This is a genomic window from Sulfolobus sp. B1 (assembly GCF_007050195.1).
GTDB lineage: Archaea > Thermoproteota > Thermoprotei_A > Sulfolobales > Sulfolobaceae > Saccharolobus.
In genome coordinates this window covers 1-13,953 of the sequence record NZ_QIMI01000037.1, presented here as the reverse complement: position 1 = coordinate 13,953, position 13,953 = coordinate 1, and the positions used below count along the sequence as shown (strand labels likewise).

19 protein-coding genes and 1 pseudogene are annotated in these 13,953 nt (G+C 35.9%); 5 read left to right on the top strand and 15 right to left on the bottom strand.

The genetic code is table 11. The annotated features are described in order from the left end of the window. Nucleotides 1-103: 103 nt before the first annotated feature. Entirely contained in the window at nucleotides 104-2,362 is a 2,259-nt protein-coding gene (hypF, locus tag DMP16_RS04135) for a carbamoyltransferase HypF (protein WP_069281316.1), read from the bottom strand. A 107-nt stretch (nucleotides 2,363-2,469) separates the two neighbouring features. On the opposite strand from hypF, the gene DMP16_RS04130 reads away from it, so the two are divergent. The 3 genes from DMP16_RS04130 to DMP16_RS04125 are packed head-to-tail and all read left to right on the top strand — an operon-like array spanning nucleotide 2,470 to nucleotide 4,942. Further along, nucleotides 2,470-3,444 (top strand): hydrogenase, encoded by a 975-nt coding sequence (locus tag DMP16_RS04130; protein ID WP_069281317.1) that lies wholly within the window; start codon nucleotides 2,470-2,472, stop codon nucleotides 3,442-3,444. After that, nucleotides 3,437-3,895, top strand: a complete 459-nt coding sequence (locus tag DMP16_RS11320) for a nickel-dependent hydrogenase large subunit (RefSeq protein WP_255446792.1) — start codon at nucleotides 3,437-3,439, stop codon at nucleotides 3,893-3,895. Before DMP16_RS04130 ends, DMP16_RS11320 begins: the two co-directional genes overlap by 8 nt. Continuing rightward, nucleotides 3,896-4,942, top strand: a complete 1,047-nt coding sequence (locus tag DMP16_RS04125; RefSeq protein WP_306416238.1) for a nickel-dependent hydrogenase large subunit — start codon at nucleotides 3,896-3,898, stop codon at nucleotides 4,940-4,942. On the opposite strand, the gene DMP16_RS04120 is transcribed toward DMP16_RS04125, so the two are convergent. The 4 genes from DMP16_RS04120 to DMP16_RS04105 form a co-directional block, all read right to left on the bottom strand. After that, on the bottom strand, nucleotides 4,939-5,439 hold the full coding sequence (locus tag DMP16_RS04120) for a hypothetical protein (RefSeq protein WP_069281319.1): 501 nt from the start codon (nucleotides 5,437-5,439) through the stop codon (nucleotides 4,939-4,941). The genes DMP16_RS04125 and DMP16_RS04120 overlap by 4 nt on opposite strands. Before the next feature lie 75 nt (nucleotides 5,440-5,514). After that, nucleotides 5,515-5,691 carry a hypothetical protein gene (locus tag DMP16_RS04115; RefSeq protein ID WP_255446791.1) on the bottom strand — a complete coding sequence of 59 codons (177 nt, stop codon included), beginning with the start codon at nucleotides 5,689-5,691 and terminating at the stop codon, nucleotides 5,515-5,517. 139 nt (nucleotides 5,692-5,830) lie between these two features. Then, nucleotides 5,831-6,193, bottom strand: a complete 363-nt coding sequence (locus DMP16_RS04110; protein WP_083216321.1) for a helix-turn-helix domain-containing protein — start codon at nucleotides 6,191-6,193, stop codon at nucleotides 5,831-5,833. Between the two features lie 770 nt (nucleotides 6,194-6,963). Further along, a complete protein-coding gene (locus tag DMP16_RS04105) occupies nucleotides 6,964-8,121 on the bottom strand; it encodes a nickel-dependent hydrogenase large subunit (RefSeq protein WP_069281321.1) in 1,158 nt (385 codons plus the stop codon). A 44-nt stretch (nucleotides 8,122-8,165) separates the two neighbouring features. Between DMP16_RS04105 and DMP16_RS04100 the strand changes: the two genes are divergently transcribed. Both DMP16_RS04100 and DMP16_RS04095 read left to right on the top strand, forming a co-directional pair. Beyond that, entirely contained in the window at nucleotides 8,166-8,393 is a 228-nt protein-coding gene (locus DMP16_RS04100; protein WP_069281322.1) for a HypC/HybG/HupF family hydrogenase formation chaperone, read from the top strand. Beyond that, nucleotides 8,380-8,613, top strand: a complete 234-nt coding sequence (locus DMP16_RS04095; RefSeq protein ID WP_231961187.1) for a HypC/HybG/HupF family hydrogenase formation chaperone — start codon at nucleotides 8,380-8,382, stop codon at nucleotides 8,611-8,613. Before DMP16_RS04100 ends, DMP16_RS04095 begins: the two co-directional genes overlap by 14 nt. Here DMP16_RS04095 and DMP16_RS04090 read toward each other — a convergent pair. From DMP16_RS04090 to DMP16_RS04050, 10 genes and pseudogenes are all read right to left on the bottom strand, one after another. Then, the gene (locus DMP16_RS04090) at nucleotides 8,591-8,899 is read right to left on the bottom strand and encodes a hypothetical protein (RefSeq protein WP_069281323.1); all 309 of its coding nucleotides are present in this window, start codon (nucleotides 8,897-8,899) and stop codon (nucleotides 8,591-8,593) included. The genes DMP16_RS04095 and DMP16_RS04090 overlap by 23 nt on opposite strands. Further along, nucleotides 8,886-9,131, bottom strand: coding sequence for a hypothetical protein (locus DMP16_RS04085; protein ID WP_069281324.1), 246 nt, complete (start codon nucleotides 9,129-9,131; stop codon nucleotides 8,886-8,888). The genes DMP16_RS04090 and DMP16_RS04085 overlap by 14 nt, the downstream gene beginning before the upstream one ends. A 4-nt stretch (nucleotides 9,132-9,135) precedes the next feature. Continuing rightward, nucleotides 9,136-9,864, bottom strand: coding sequence for a class II aldolase/adducin family protein (locus DMP16_RS04080; RefSeq protein WP_231961189.1), 729 nt, complete (start codon nucleotides 9,862-9,864; stop codon nucleotides 9,136-9,138). Next, entirely contained in the window at nucleotides 9,864-10,994 is a 1,131-nt protein-coding gene (gene hypD, locus DMP16_RS04075; RefSeq protein WP_069281325.1) for a hydrogenase formation protein HypD, read from the bottom strand. The genes DMP16_RS04080 and hypD overlap by 1 nt, the downstream gene beginning before the upstream one ends. Next, the gene (locus DMP16_RS04070) at nucleotides 10,987-11,265 is read right to left on the bottom strand and encodes a HypC/HybG/HupF family hydrogenase formation chaperone (RefSeq protein WP_069281326.1); all 279 of its coding nucleotides are present in this window, start codon (nucleotides 11,263-11,265) and stop codon (nucleotides 10,987-10,989) included. The genes hypD and DMP16_RS04070 overlap by 8 nt, the downstream gene beginning before the upstream one ends. A 2-nt stretch (nucleotides 11,266-11,267) precedes the next feature. Next, nucleotides 11,268-11,522 carry a hypothetical protein gene (locus DMP16_RS04065; RefSeq protein WP_231961190.1) on the bottom strand — a complete coding sequence of 85 codons (255 nt, stop codon included), beginning with the start codon at nucleotides 11,520-11,522 and terminating at the stop codon, nucleotides 11,268-11,270. A gap of 12 nt (nucleotides 11,523-11,534) precedes the next feature. Next, nucleotides 11,535-11,843 (bottom strand): annotated as a pseudogene (locus tag DMP16_RS11315) (AIR synthase-related protein); the annotation flags it as partial. A gap of 52 nt (nucleotides 11,844-11,895) precedes the next feature. Further along, a complete protein-coding gene (locus DMP16_RS11310) occupies nucleotides 11,896-12,537 on the bottom strand; it encodes an AIR synthase related protein (protein WP_255446790.1) in 642 nt (213 codons plus the stop codon). Nucleotides 12,538-12,650: 113 nt separating this feature from the next. After that, entirely contained in the window at nucleotides 12,651-13,409 is a 759-nt protein-coding gene (locus DMP16_RS04055) for a P-loop NTPase (RefSeq protein WP_069281328.1), read from the bottom strand. Next, entirely contained in the window at nucleotides 13,384-13,830 is a 447-nt protein-coding gene (locus tag DMP16_RS04050) for a hydrogenase maturation nickel metallochaperone HypA (RefSeq protein ID WP_069281329.1), read from the bottom strand. Before DMP16_RS04050 ends, DMP16_RS04055 begins: the two co-directional genes overlap by 26 nt. Between the last annotated feature and the right edge of the window lie 123 nt (nucleotides 13,831-13,953).

Here is a 13,953-nt window from a genome sequence, read left to right as displayed (position 1 = left end):
CTCCCGTGAAGCCCAAGGGTTGATATATATGAGATCCGATGAAACCCAAACCCCTAACACCAAATGTCTTAAATAATTGTTTATCGCCTTTAGAACTATAAAATTAAGTTGAAAAGGTAGCGTAATAAATTTGACCTAAAGCAATACCTCCATCACCTGCTGGAACTCTCTTAGGAGTCACTATTTCTAGTCCTTCTGAATTATCAATCATCCCCTTTAATATATACTCATTTACGGCAGCACCACCGGAAACTAAAATCCTATCGGTAGGATTAGCCTTTAATGCAGCTTTTATCAACGCCTCTCCAAGCCTATATTGTACAGTATAAGCTATATCATTTCCCCTATATTTTCCCCTATTCTCTATAAGCCATTCAAATATTTTTATAGTATTTATCTCTTCTCCCTCTATAGGAATTTCTAGATCTAGTAGTCTCCCTCCTCTAGCATAAGCCTCTAATTTAATCGCAGGTTCTCCTTCATACGTCCTAAGATTACAAACGCCTAAGAAAGCTGAAACTGCGTCAAGAACTCTACCCGTACTGGAAGTCATTATTCCACTTCTTTTTGTGCTCTTTTCTAATAAAGTATATTCCATTTCGTTGAGCTTTACGAAACTTTTAATCTCATCCCATCTCATAAAGGATGACAAGAATAAGGCTAACATCCTGTTAGGTCTTATGGCATTAATGTCTCCACCGATATAGGGAACGTATTTTAAATGATATTTTCTCTCATACTTCTCCCCACTGAACCTTATCACCTCACCACCCCACGCATTCCCGTCATCACCATAACCTACACCATCAATTGCAATTCCCACCCCTTCCTCATATCCATGTTCTGAGGCTACACTTAAAATGTGAGCATAATGGTGCTGAACTTGAATAAAGTCTGCGTTATATCTTTCAGCAATCTTCTCAGCCAAGTACGTACTTTGATATGCTGGATTCTTATCTGCAATTACGAGTTTAGGTTTTACAGAGTAAATTTTTATGAAAAACTCTAAGTATTTATCTAAGTCTTGCAACGTTTCTATTTCATCGGTATCTCCAATGTATTGTGTCAGAAGCGCCTTGTTATCAAATCCAACTCCTCCTACGTTCTGTAGTTCAGCACCTACTGCAATAACGTGATTATTCAATTTCCTATTTAACCTTATCCATAATGGAGCATAACCTCTACTACGCCTCAACAGGAGTACTCTGTTATTAGATACTCTGACCACACTATCATCTACCCTATTGACGATTTTCCTATTGTGGTAAAGAAGATAGTCTACTACACCTTTAAGCTTCTGCCTAACACATTCCTCTTCTATACACATGGGAAAACCGTGTTTGTTACCACTGGTCATGATAAGTAAGTGCTTGGAAAAGGAGTCTAGTACCAAGTAATGTAATGGGGTATAGAATAGAAAGAATCCTTCCCTATCCAACCCTGGAGAGATGTATTTAGATAATTCGTAATTTTCCTCCCTTTTTCTTAGCAATACTACTGGTCTTTCCGGAGAAGTTAGAATTTCCTCCTCTAATCTAGATATGTAAGCATAATTTTTAATTATGTCCACGTTAAGGCCCATAACGGCAAATGGTTGTTGGGGTCTATTTTTTCTCTCCCTTAACTTTAAAACTGTGTCGTCATTGAAAGGATCAGCAGCTATATGGAATCCACCTATACCCTTAACAGCTATTATATATCCCTCTGATAACAACTTAGCTGTAAGTCCTATTGGATCTTGAGTATCTACTCTCTCACCATCTATAGTTTCTAGAAATAGCCTTGGTCCACACGATGGGCAACTAATTCCTTGTGCGTCAAATCTTCTCTCATCTGTTGGGTCTTGATATTCTTTATTACAGAGTTCACATAATGGAAATTCACGCATAGAAGTATTTTCTCGATCATATGGTATATCGTACATCATTGAAAATCTGGGACCACAGTAAGCACAGCTGTTAAAAGGATAACGATGCCTTCTATTATCCTTGTCTAGGACTTCCTTTAAACAATCATCACATACCGCGAAATCTGGAGGAATTTGACTAGGTTCTTTCTTAGATTTTCCACTTGGAACTATACTAAAGTTGTCAAATCCTACAAATTGATCTTCATTTATTATTATTTTTTCTATTCTAGCTGGTTTAGGTATTTCCTTAAAAAGTGAGTTCATGAAGTCCCCTATCCGCTCTTGACTCCCCTCAACTCTTATTTCCACCTCACTCCCACCAAGATTCTTAACGTAACCCTTAAGTCCAGACCTCATAGCTATTCTATACACGAATGGTCTAAAGCCTACACCTTGTACAATGCCAGTTACTATTATCTTATAAGAGTTAATACGAGTACTTTTACTGGACATTCATTTTATATTTAATTGGGAAAAAATTAAAGGTTTCCATAAAAGATTCTACTCATTAATAGAGATAATTATATTTATTATGCCTCTTTTATATAATATTTATTTTGATGAAAAACTTACTGTGGTTGCAAGGAGGTGCTTGTGGAGGTAACACTTTATCTTTTCTTAATGCCGAGAGCCCGGATATTCTAGAGTTCTTTGAGGCTTATAGCGTTAAATTGCTCTGGCATCCCTCTCTCTCATTAGAAAGCGGAAACAAGGTAAAGGAAATATTAAATGAAATCGTCAATGGAAAAATTCATCTCGACGTTTTAGTATTTGAGGGTACGGTGGTTTTAGGGCCTAATGGAACTGGAAAGTATAATCTCTTCGCGGGGAAGCCTATGAAAGATTGGGTACGTGAAATAGCTAACATAGCTGATTATGTAGTAGCAGTGGGAGACTGTGCTAGTTTCGGCGGTGTTCCAGCTTCAACCCCTAATCCTTCAGAGTCAGTAGGTCTGCAATTTCGCAATAAAGAGTTTGGCGGTTTTTTAGGAAGAGAGTATAGAAGTAGAAAGGGTCTTCCAGTTATAAATGTTTCAGGCTGTCCTGCGCACCCTGAGTGGATAATGACTACACTATCAATGATTCTTAAGGGAAAAATAAACGAGGACTCTTTAGATGAGTATAATAGGTTAAAGATCATATACTCTACAACTACACAGTTTGGATGTCCTAGAAACATTTATTTCTCGTATAAGGTTGGCTTGAAGGAGTTTGGACATAAGGAAGGTTGTTTATATTTTAACCTAGGATGTAAAGGCTCATTTACTAGAAGTCCATGTAACTTAATACTTTGGAACAACCAGAGTAGTAAGACTAGAGTTGGAACTCCTTGCTTTGGTTGCACTGAATTTGATTTCCCAACTTTTAATTTCTTTAAGACGGAGAAGAATAAGGCTGAGTTGCCTAAGCAGTTACCATTAGGGGTTAGTAGGGGAAGTTATACCATGTTATCAGCAATAGCTAGATCAGCAGCACCTAATTTCTTATTGAGACCGTTAGTGAAGAAGGAGGAAAAGGTGGATTGGATTGACTAATATAACGATAAGTCCATTTAATAGGGTTGAAGGCGATTTAGATGTAGAAGTTAAATATGAGAAAAATAAGGTCGTTGACGTGAAATTCATCTCAAGATTGTTTAGAGGGTTAGAAATAATATTGAGAAATAAGGATCCGTGGGATGCTTTAGTAATAACGCCTAGGGTATGTGGAATATGTGGAGGATCGCATCTATACTCATCAGCGTCAGCATTAGATATGATATATAATGCTGAAGTCCCTAAAAATGCGGTAAAAATTAGGAACGTATTGGCAATGGCTGAAACGTGTCAAAATGATATTAGGCACACGTATTTAATGTTCTTGATAGACTCTACCAATAGGCTATATGAAAAGTATGAATTTTACCCAGAAATTTTAAAGAGATGGACTCCATTAGTTGGAAGTTCTTATAAGGAGGCAATAAGATGGAGTAAAAAATATACTTAAATTTACGCCATTTTCGGCGGACAATGGCCACACGGTTCAGCAATCATTCCGGGCGGGGTCACTACAGATCCCTATCCTAATGAGATCAATAAGGCTTTGGGTATATTAAAAAATATAACGTCAAATTACTTAGAGAAAGTTATCTTAGGTGGAGATCTTGATCAGTTCTTAAATACCGTAAAAAGTGTTAAGGATTTAGATCAGTGGTCTGAGGATTTCCCGGAAAGTGATCTGGGAAAAATTTGGAGGTTTGGAAATGAATTAGGATGGCATAAGTTAGGCTTCGGTTCTGGGATTATGTTAAGTTATGGTCACTTTCCTAAAGATGAATACGTTAAGGAGGTTGATAGGGAAAAGGATTTGATCTTTAGAGCAGGAATTTATATAGTGAATAAAGGTGAATTGGTAAGGTTCGATCAGAAGAATATTATGGAGTTCATTAATAAATCGTATTATAAGTACACTAAAGGGGATACGATTGGTCTTCATCCCTTCGAAGGAGAGACCAACCCAAACATGAGTGGTGATAAGGGGAAATATACTTTAACAAAATGTTTTAGATATAATCTTAATGGAGAGTTAATAACACCGGAAGTCGGCGCTCTGGCTATGCTAACAGTAGGACAAAATCCTTTAATTTTAGATATAGTTAATAAGTTAGGTCCTAGTGTTTTAGCTAGGGTTATAGCAAGAATCGTTAGAGTTTCAATTTATCATAAGCTAATCGAGGATGAATTAGAAGCCTTTGAGTTTGGAAAGCCAACTTATAAGAAACCTAATGAAGAAAAAGAGGGAAAGGGTTATGGCTTAGTTGAGGCACCTAGAGGTGCTCTAGGTCATTGGATTAGCGTTAAAGATGGAAAAATATACAATTATCAAATGGTTACACCAACAGAAATAAATATGGGACCAGAAGATCCTTCAAATAATAAGAGTCACGTAGCCAAAGCCTTAATAGGGACTGAGGTAGTTGATGTAAGTAATCCTGTAGAGGTTTATCATATTATAAGATCTCATGACGCATGTATGGTGTGTAACGTACATTAACTATTACCATCATCTTTATTAACCAACGGTTTTGTCGATTTTCCTAGCTCCTTTAACATATACTGTAAGAAGGCTAACGTCATCTTAACGTCTGGGTCATCGAAAGAGGCTAGTAACTCTATAATGTTTGACTGGCTGTTCTCCTTAATTATTCTCTCTGCTGCTTTAGATAGACCGGAAGTCATAACATCTAAAACTCCATGCTGATCTAGTGTGCTAACCACCTTACCTATCTTATCTAAATGCTTTGCTATAGCTATAAATCCATTAATGAAATCGTCAACTTTCACTTCCCCAGAATCTATCATATGCTGTATGTCACCTAATAATTCTACTATAGCCTTAAACGTAGGTGATTTTACAACCGAGATTAACTTCCCCGATTTTAAAAGGTCAAGTATCATATCCAGAATTCCACTACTATTTAAGTAAATCACTATCTCAGTTAACTTCTTGATTCCTTCAATATAGTCTTGATCTTCAAATGACTCTGTCATTACGTATCATATTATTGATTACCATATATTAAAATATTTTTCTTTAGACTAAAAATGTCCAATTATGCATCAGAGTTATTCTTTCAGTTTTACTGACCTCCTTTCCGTCCTAAAGGTTCCCTTAGAGCGATTTACTGGTTTATGGTTAAACAACTTCATTTTCATCGCTTCACAGCTAGTGGGCTTTAACACCCACTCGTCCAGCGATGGCTGTATCTTCAACCAGATTATCCCTATCCCTTTTTCCCTCACCCCACCCTCCTCGAGATTAGTATTGAGGAGGAGGGACACATTCTCACTACCTCTTTTTTTCCTTAATAATATCCCTTCACTAAAAACATTATCCCGCCTTAAAAGGCTTGTCTTTCCTTTGTCACAATTTTCAAGACAACTAGCACATATAAGCGTTCTTATCCTTATCTATTAAATTTATAACCGTGATGAGTATTTGCATAGCATTTTTAACAGCCTTACCTTCAGTGGTCAGATAATAATATACTTTTATAGGCTCTTCTGAAACTACTTCACGTTTAACTAGGTTAACGTCCTCCAGTTCCTTAAGTCTGATTGATAGAATCCTTTGAGTCATACCATCAATTTTCCTCTGTATTTCATTAAACCTAAGCTTTCCGTATTTGTCAAGCAAGACAAGTATAGCATAGGTATACTTTTTAGTTATTAGCTCAAAAAGTTTCGAAGAATATGGAAGACATAAGTCTTGATCCCTTATGCAACATTGATTTACTTGAGCCATCTTGTACCTAAATCTTAGACAACTTATAAAAGTATATTAAACTAACTTTTCTATCGAGGAAAACATATTACACCCAGTATACCATTATTAAGCATCTGTTTAATCGTCGATACTTTTATTATATTATTTAACTTCACTCTTAGCTTTCAATAATAATTATAAATACCAATATTTTCGACGAGTCTTTTAATATTGAAGCTACTAAAATATACTAGGTAAATTCTAGTATACTTATAATTGTTTACAATAAAAGTAAAGATACTTTTACCATTTAAAGATAGGTGTAATAAATTATTTTTAATGAATCTTGTATTAATATAGCGTAATTATCAAGGTATAGACTAATTTTAGGATAATCCAGAGGGTTAAAAGACTGTATCCCAGCACTGACTTCCTCTAACTAGACTTTCCTCATTTTGTAAATTTAATAGCTCCCAACTTTTGATTTGACGAGACTTCTAAAAATACTTTTAATTTTGATCAGACGAGACTGAGTGGGAATCTAATGGATAGTAAATTTTAATGAATAATTAATAATATTCATAATATCTGAAAATTATAATAATCTCCATATTTTAGATAGAACCTAACTCATTGGAATCTAAACTCATATTTTTATCTTAAAAACTACCGCTTAAACTAATTTCATACTCTTTAGTTTTTATTAGTTAAACTGTTGTTCACATATTCTCTGACCCATATCTTTTTGAGGATGAAAAATAAGTGTACGTTTTCTAAAAATTTAAATTTAAAATTGAAAATTGTTAAAGTTAGCAGAATCCACCTATCCTCTTACTTCCTATTAATCTATTATTCTCGTCATAAATATTAACCTTAGTTACAAAACATGTATCTAATGATGAAACGGCTAATGGTATTCCATCTATTGGTATTCCTATTACACTCCTCTCTAGTACTCCTCCCGGCGAGGCTATAATTGTAGTAGGCTGTAGAATGTTATAATTCTCGATCTTACCATTATCTATTTTGAAAGTATGAAGTAAAGACCCTCTTATCGATTCTACAAGTCCCATATACTCTCCATCTGGAATTCTTAAAGTTGACGAAATTAAATCAGCGTTATGATAAAGAAGTATAAGTAGTTTGGCAATTATCTTAAGCCTCGATATTTCTCTCAATAGGGGAGATGGACCAAATTTTTCGTGATACTTTCTCACCAATCCATCAAAGGTTAAAGCTTGAGCTAAAGGTCCTACTTCAACTGGTTTACTATCATATGTTACTCTTAACCCCTCATCTTTTAATTTACTAACCTCGAAATTGGTACCAAATGGAAATCCTACTGTAATATAGTTATTGACGCCATTATTCCAAAAAATTGATTCATAAGCTTTATCAACTAGTAAACCTACGTCACCTTTCCTTATTTCGTCTAAGTCATTTACTTCTAGGAAATCACCTAGGGGCATTCCTAGTATTTCGTTTTCGACGAAATTGACAACTTCCTTTAGATCCTCTCCTTTAAATGGGACGTTAACTTTTTCACTTAAATATTTAGTATGGGGCCATTTGCCTCCAATTCTCTCCATTATTTCTCTTATCTTTCTAGAGTAATAACTTACCTTCCTAAATTTATCACCAGACGGAAAGTCGTATTCGACACCTAATTTTAAATGAGGAAACCAATAGGCATAAGGATGTCTTAGATGACTTTCGACTATCTCTAGCATTACCATTATTTCAATTATCTGCTTGTTTTCTAGAAAAGGTGAAACGTAAGCGTAAATGTGTGATTGACTACAAGTTGCTAATAATCTAGGCAATATTTCATAAAGTTTCAAAGCTTCTTTTCCTATAAACGCTTTCTCAAATCCTCTCAAAACGTTTCCGCTAGATTTTGCCTTTATCACCTTACCATCACTTGTAAAAACGTCTAAATTGATGACTTCTATTTCTGGAGATATCATATAAATTAGTTATCTTTTTAAACTTATAAACATAGTTAATTTATATGTGTTTAAGCTTACCAGCTGTTGTGGTTCAGAGCGAGGGAATGGTGGTATTTGTTGATTACGGTAATGGCAATATTCAACCAGTTATAAATACTGAAGTTGACGTTAAGCCTGGTGATAAGGTTATTGTGAGTTATGGGATGATAATTAGTAAGATAAGTGAGGAGGAATTTAAAGAGTTACAACAAATTCAGAAAGAGATGGTGAATTATTTTGAGCAACTATGATCCCTATGATATGGCACACGTTGGTAAAATAATTGAAATTGTCGGTGACGAGGCTAAAGTGGATTTTAAGGGAGTAATGAGAAAGGTAAATATTTCATTAGTTAACGCTAAGGTAGGGGATTACGTTTTGGTTCACGCGGGTTATGCTATAAAAGTATTAAATGATAAGGAGATTGAGGAAGATTTAAGGAGCAAAATTAAGAGCTTACTTTCTGACTAATGAGTTCCTTTACTCTTTTTACTAATTCTTCGTTGCACTTACCGCTAATGAGATAGTTGAACATTTCGTCAATAACCTCAGAGTATAACTCATAAATCTTGCTGTCACTCTTTTTCATGTTCTCTATAATCAAGTATCTGTAATCGACTATTGAATCTTTAAGTTGAAACTTAAATAATGCATATTCCTCAAGGCAGTCTAACAATGCCGATAGTTTAACGACTGGATCTCTTGATATTTCAGCTAATTCTAATAAATTCTTAGCTAAGTATTCATGAGAGTCCATTCATTATCATCTCTAATCTAACGTTTATCTCATCTCGTAAGTAATAGTTTTCAAGTTTAACTTGGTATCCGCATTTAAATACCTCCTTCAATATTTGCAATCCTAAAGCTATTACCAGAATTTGTGGGGTGTAAGCTGAGACTGGTCTATAATAGATCGTATCGTTTTCAACTCTAATTAAACCTAAATTTAATGCTGGTATTCCTGTCTCAAGCTCTATTACATTCTCCAAGTTTTTAAGACAGCTTTCCTTGTCTTCCGCCAAATTTTACCGCCCTAATGTATCCAGCACCAGGTTTTCTCAAGTCTATTAAGGTTAATTTGTATTTTATACCCCCTAAAGCCTTTGAAGCTACATTAAATCTAGCCCATTCGTCCAATATCTCCATGAATGCCCTAGCTTCGTGAATGCAAGCACCAGCTGAAAAAGCTCCATGATTTAGAGTTATTACAACTCTAGGCACTTTCATTCCTTCTCCTCTAAACGCTTCGCCTATCAATTTAGCTAGTTCCTTAGTGCCTGGGTGAGAATAGGGTACTATTTTAACGTCACCTAATATTGCTGCAGCTTCACCATGTGTAATCTCTAAAAATCCAGATAAAGTGGCTCCCATAACGTAAGGGGCGTGAGCGTGAATCACTGCATTAACATCTGGTCTGTTCTTATATATAGCTAGGTGAGCATAAGTTTCTATTGACGGTTTTAAATCGCCCTCAATAACATTACCTTCCAAGTCTACTGCAATTAAATCATTTGCTGCTAAACTCATCCTAGGATAACCTGAAGGGGTAATCCAAATCTTATTAGACCCCGGTAATCTAGCACTTTGGTTTCCACCAGCATTAGTCACTAAGCCTTTATAGTAAAAAGCTTTCACCGTATTAACTAATTCTTGTTTTAATTGTTCTTCACTAGTTTGACAGAGCTTACAATATGTATTGCCAATCATGTAAACTATTTCCATCACCTCTTACATCTAGGTACTGCATTAATTATCTTATGATGGGCCCATATCCAGCACGTACCCTCTTGGGATACCATAGGAGCTCCCTTAGGATCTTCTGGAGTACAACTCTTCATGTATAGCGGGCACTCTGGAGGATCAATTAGACCCATAACCACTTCACCACATCTAGCGCCGGTTACGTATTCGTCTTGTGTAGATATTCCCTTCCTTAAGCCATATTTTTCTCTAGCGTCAATATGCCTAAACTCGTCTTTTATTCTAAAACCAGCCTTAGGAAAGACTGCAACTCCTCTAACATAACCGTCCTCTAAATCAAATACTTTTTCCATTACCTCTTGAGCTTTAATATTACCCTCCCAAGTAACAGATCTCGTATACTCGTTCTCCATCTTCGGCTTACCTTCATAAATTTGCTTCAATAACATATAAATTGATAATAGAACGTCTATTGGCTCAAAACCTGAAAACACAACCGGCTTTTTGGTTCTCAGAAAATATTCATAATAAGGCTTCATCCCGGTTATAGTTGCTGAGTGCCCAGCAGAAATGAACGCATCTATTCCTAAAACGTTAGACTCCATTACTGACCCTTGTATAGATGGAGTGTATCTATAACTAACTAAAAAGCTCACATTTGGAGGAATCCCTTTAAGTATTTCAAACGCCGTAGCTGGGGCTGTAGTGTCCATTCCTACTGCGAAGAATAGAAATTCTTTATTCGGCTCTTTTCTAGCCATAGTTATAACGTCTTGAACTCCATAAACGATTCTGACATCAGCTCCTAAAGCTTTTGCGTCTTGTAAACTCATCTTCGTGCCCTTTGACCTACTCATATCTCCATAAGTTACAACTGTTACTCCATCTAATGATAACTTCACAGCATCATCAATATCAGTTGCTGGCGTTATACATACCGGACATCCTGGTCCAGCCCTAATTTGTACGTTATCTGGCAAAAGCGTTCTAATCCCATAATGTGTTATGGTCCACTCATGTGAGCCACAAACGTGCATAATTTGGATGTTTTCTTCAATCTTCTTCGCTAACTGGTTAATCTTCTCAGCTAATACCTTAGCTAATTCTGAATTTCTATAGTACTTTAAAATTTGGGGTAGTCTCTCACTCATTTACCCCACCCCCTATTGCCTCATATAGATCTCTCCTCCTCTGTTCTTCATTTAATCCTTTAGTCATCTCCTCCCACATTTGAATAGTTTTCTTAGCTTCTTCTTCATCAACTACTTGTATTGCATAACCTGCATGGACTAAAACGTAGTCTCCTATCTTAGCGTTAACTAAAGAGATTAATACATTATCCTTAATTGTTCCGAAGCCGAAATCGACCTTAGCGAAATCCCCATTTATTTCGATTACTTTTCCAGGGTATGCTACGCACATCTTTAAATACCCCCATAAATTTTTTTCATCTCCTCTATTTCAGCTTTTGTGGGTTTAGAAATTGGGAAATAATCCTCATCAAAGTATAGCATAGGTACTGAACAATGTAATGGCATAAACATTTCATGCCCACATATCTTACATCTTAAATAATCAACTTTTCTAAAACTCCCCTTCTGTATATACTCCATTTCCATACCACAATGCATGGGAACTTTTTCTTCATGTTCACAGACCATACAAATGAGCTTAGCCATCCTTTTTCCCTCCTAACATATTCTTGGAACTGGATCACCTACTGGTCTATTTACTAACCTTTTACCCCCTACTACTGTTTCTAATATAACACCCTCAATATCTTTTTTAACTTCACCTATTATGTTAGCATCTTTACCCCAAGGAGTCTTTTTTAAAGCATCTAAGACATCATTAGCTACTTCTGGGGATACAGCGAGTACAGCTTTTCCCTCATTTCCTAATTCCAATAAATCCAGTCCTAAGAACTCAACGGCACTTCTAACCTCTTCTTTTACTGGAATATCAGCCTCTCTTATATAGATTCCTAAACCAGATTTGTCAGCCCAATCGTTTAATAAGTCAGCTAGACCTCCCCTAGTAGGATCTTTAGCGTCAGCTACACCCCCCCACTTCTAAAACACTCTTCATCATCTTATTTAAGGGAGCTACGTCAGATGATATGTTAATCTCAAACTCTATCCCCTCTCTAGATGATAAGATGGCAATGGCGTGATCACCTATAGTTCCCGACACTATTATCTTATCATTTGGTCTAATATTCATTGGCACTAACCATTCATACTTAACTTCCCTAGATTTCCTTAAAACCTTGAAGTTATATTTTAACTCCGGCGAAGGTAAGCCTATTCCACTAGTATTTATTATAATTTTATCCAATGAACCCTTCTCCATCACCTTAGTATCTCCAGTAACTATGTGCACCCCTGCCTCTTCTGAAGTCCTCTTTATACTTTCAACAATCTTGGCTAGATCCTCCTTAGGAAATCCCTCCTCCAAAACAATTGCTAAACTTAACGCTATTGGATCAGCTCCCATCATTGCTAAATCATTTACAGTTCCAGAAACTGCTAACCTACCTATATCTCCTCCTTTAAAGAATATTGGTCTAACGGTGAAGGAATCAGTTGTGAAAGCTATTCCATTTACAATTGCTCCATCATCTAACACATTTAGCCCAACTTCGCCAAAGCCGTCATAAAGAGGTAAGAAGTATTCTTTAATTAAACTATGCATATAACTTCCTCCTGCGCCATGTAAAAGTGTGACAACCTTTTTAGGATCACTCATCCATTAATTCACAAATTAAATAATGTGAATTGCGATTATTAAGTATTGTGGTTTATCATTTAAAAAATAGCTCGTGACAAGACTAACTCCCTAATTCTCTGCCTAACTACACCATTGTAGTTCTGAATATTTCCTATGAAAGCTTCTATCTCTGTATCAATTGGCAACTCAAAGAATTTTATACCATATTTTTCAGACAACTCTTTTATTATCTTTACATCCCCAAATGGTCTTACCACTTTATCACCACAGTTAAAATACGACATGTTTACTAAAAGCATTGGTTTAACTTTCCTCTCGTTAACTAAATATTTGATTAAATACTCTACTACTTTCACAGAGACTTTTGACGGAGTAGTTACTACAATCGGAGCGTAATCTCTGTCTGCAACTCTTTCTATTACTAACAATTCATCTCCTAAACCGGGCGGTAGATCAAAGACCACATTCTTAGCCTCTTTTAAGTTTCCAAAGGCTATTATAGACTCTATCACTTTGTCTTGACTAATACCGGGTAAAATTACGTAATTGTCCTTTACAACTCCACTTAGACTAACTAATCCTAACGAGTTGTTTATCATAAAGGGCTCTACACCTAGCTTACTAACCTCGTGTAGTCTTCCCTCTAATCCAAATAGCTTTGCTATTGCCATAGTGTGCACATCAACGTCTATAACGGTAGTCTTCTCACTCTCTGATAAAGAAAGTGCTAATAGAGACGAGATTATACTTTTACCCACACCACCTTTAGCACTCATTACCACAAATACTCTTTTACCCCTAAGCTTCTCCTTAGCCAACTGTCTTAATGGTTCCACCTTCCCTCACCACTATCTCATCTATTGTTATATCGTCTAACTGAACTACAACATCATGTGACACACATCTTGGACAAGTTAAGAATGATGAGGCTAATGAGGGAATTAAGTGCAAAGGATATTCCTCACCATATTCACTTCTCACCTTGTCAAGTTGATCCTTTACTTGGTCAATTGTAAACACATTGTCACAGTTCCTACACTTAAAGGTAGGATCCTTAAACTTTACCTCTAGAGTTGCATTATCTAAAATTACTGATCCTTTCTTCATCGTATCAAAAGCTTCTTTCAGAATGTCTACTTCAAGGAAAGTGAAAGATGGGATCCCCACTTTAACTTTCTCTATTTCCTTCACGTTGTTCTCATTAGCCCAATTTATTAAAGCCCTTATTATCGAATCGGCAACTGACCACTCGTGCATAAATAAATTGTGAGAAGGAAGTTAAAAAGAATATGCGTGTAAAGGGGAGGTTAATGTTTTCTCCTTTATTTTTTAGGTATAATAGCAAATCCCATAAAACTGAATAATACTCTTCTACTTTTT

Bases quoted from the DNA above. Each gene is read 5' to 3' on its own strand.
- hypF (WP_069281316.1), bottom strand. From the start codon at position 2,362: ATGTCCAGTAAAAGTACTCGTATTAACTCTTATAAGATAATAGTAACT.
- DMP16_RS04130 (WP_069281317.1), top strand. From the start codon at position 2,470: ATGAAAAACTTACTGTGGTTGCAAGGAGGTGCTTGTGGAGGTAACACT.
- DMP16_RS04120 (WP_069281319.1), bottom strand. From the start codon at position 5,439: ATGACAGAGTCATTTGAAGATCAAGACTATATTGAAGGAATCAAGAAG.
- DMP16_RS04110 (WP_083216321.1), bottom strand. From the start codon at position 6,193: ATGGCTCAAGTAAATCAATGTTGCATAAGGGATCAAGACTTATGTCTT.
- DMP16_RS04105 (WP_069281321.1), bottom strand. From the start codon at position 8,121: ATGATATCTCCAGAAATAGAAGTCATCAATTTAGACGTTTTTACAAGT.
- DMP16_RS04100 (WP_069281322.1), top strand. From the start codon at position 8,166: ATGTGTTTAAGCTTACCAGCTGTTGTGGTTCAGAGCGAGGGAATGGTG.
- DMP16_RS04090 (WP_069281323.1), bottom strand. From the start codon at position 8,899: ATGGACTCTCATGAATACTTAGCTAAGAATTTATTAGAATTAGCTGAA.
- DMP16_RS04080 (WP_231961189.1), bottom strand. From the start codon at position 9,864: ATGGAAATAGTTTACATGATTGGCAATACATATTGTAAGCTCTGTCAA.
- hypD (WP_069281325.1), bottom strand. From the start codon at position 10,994: ATGAGTGAGAGACTACCCCAAATTTTAAAGTACTATAGAAATTCAGAA.
- DMP16_RS04070 (WP_069281326.1), bottom strand. From the start codon at position 11,265: ATGTGCGTAGCATACCCTGGAAAAGTAATCGAAATAAATGGGGATTTC.
- DMP16_RS04065 (WP_231961190.1), bottom strand. From the start codon at position 11,522: ATGGCTAAGCTCATTTGTATGGTCTGTGAACATGAAGAAAAAGTTCCC.
- DMP16_RS11310 (WP_255446790.1), bottom strand. From the start codon at position 12,537: ATGCATAGTTTAATTAAAGAATACTTCTTACCTCTTTATGACGGCTTT.
- DMP16_RS04050 (WP_069281329.1), bottom strand. From the start codon at position 13,830: ATGCACGAGTGGTCAGTTGCCGATTCGATAATAAGGGCTTTAATAAAT.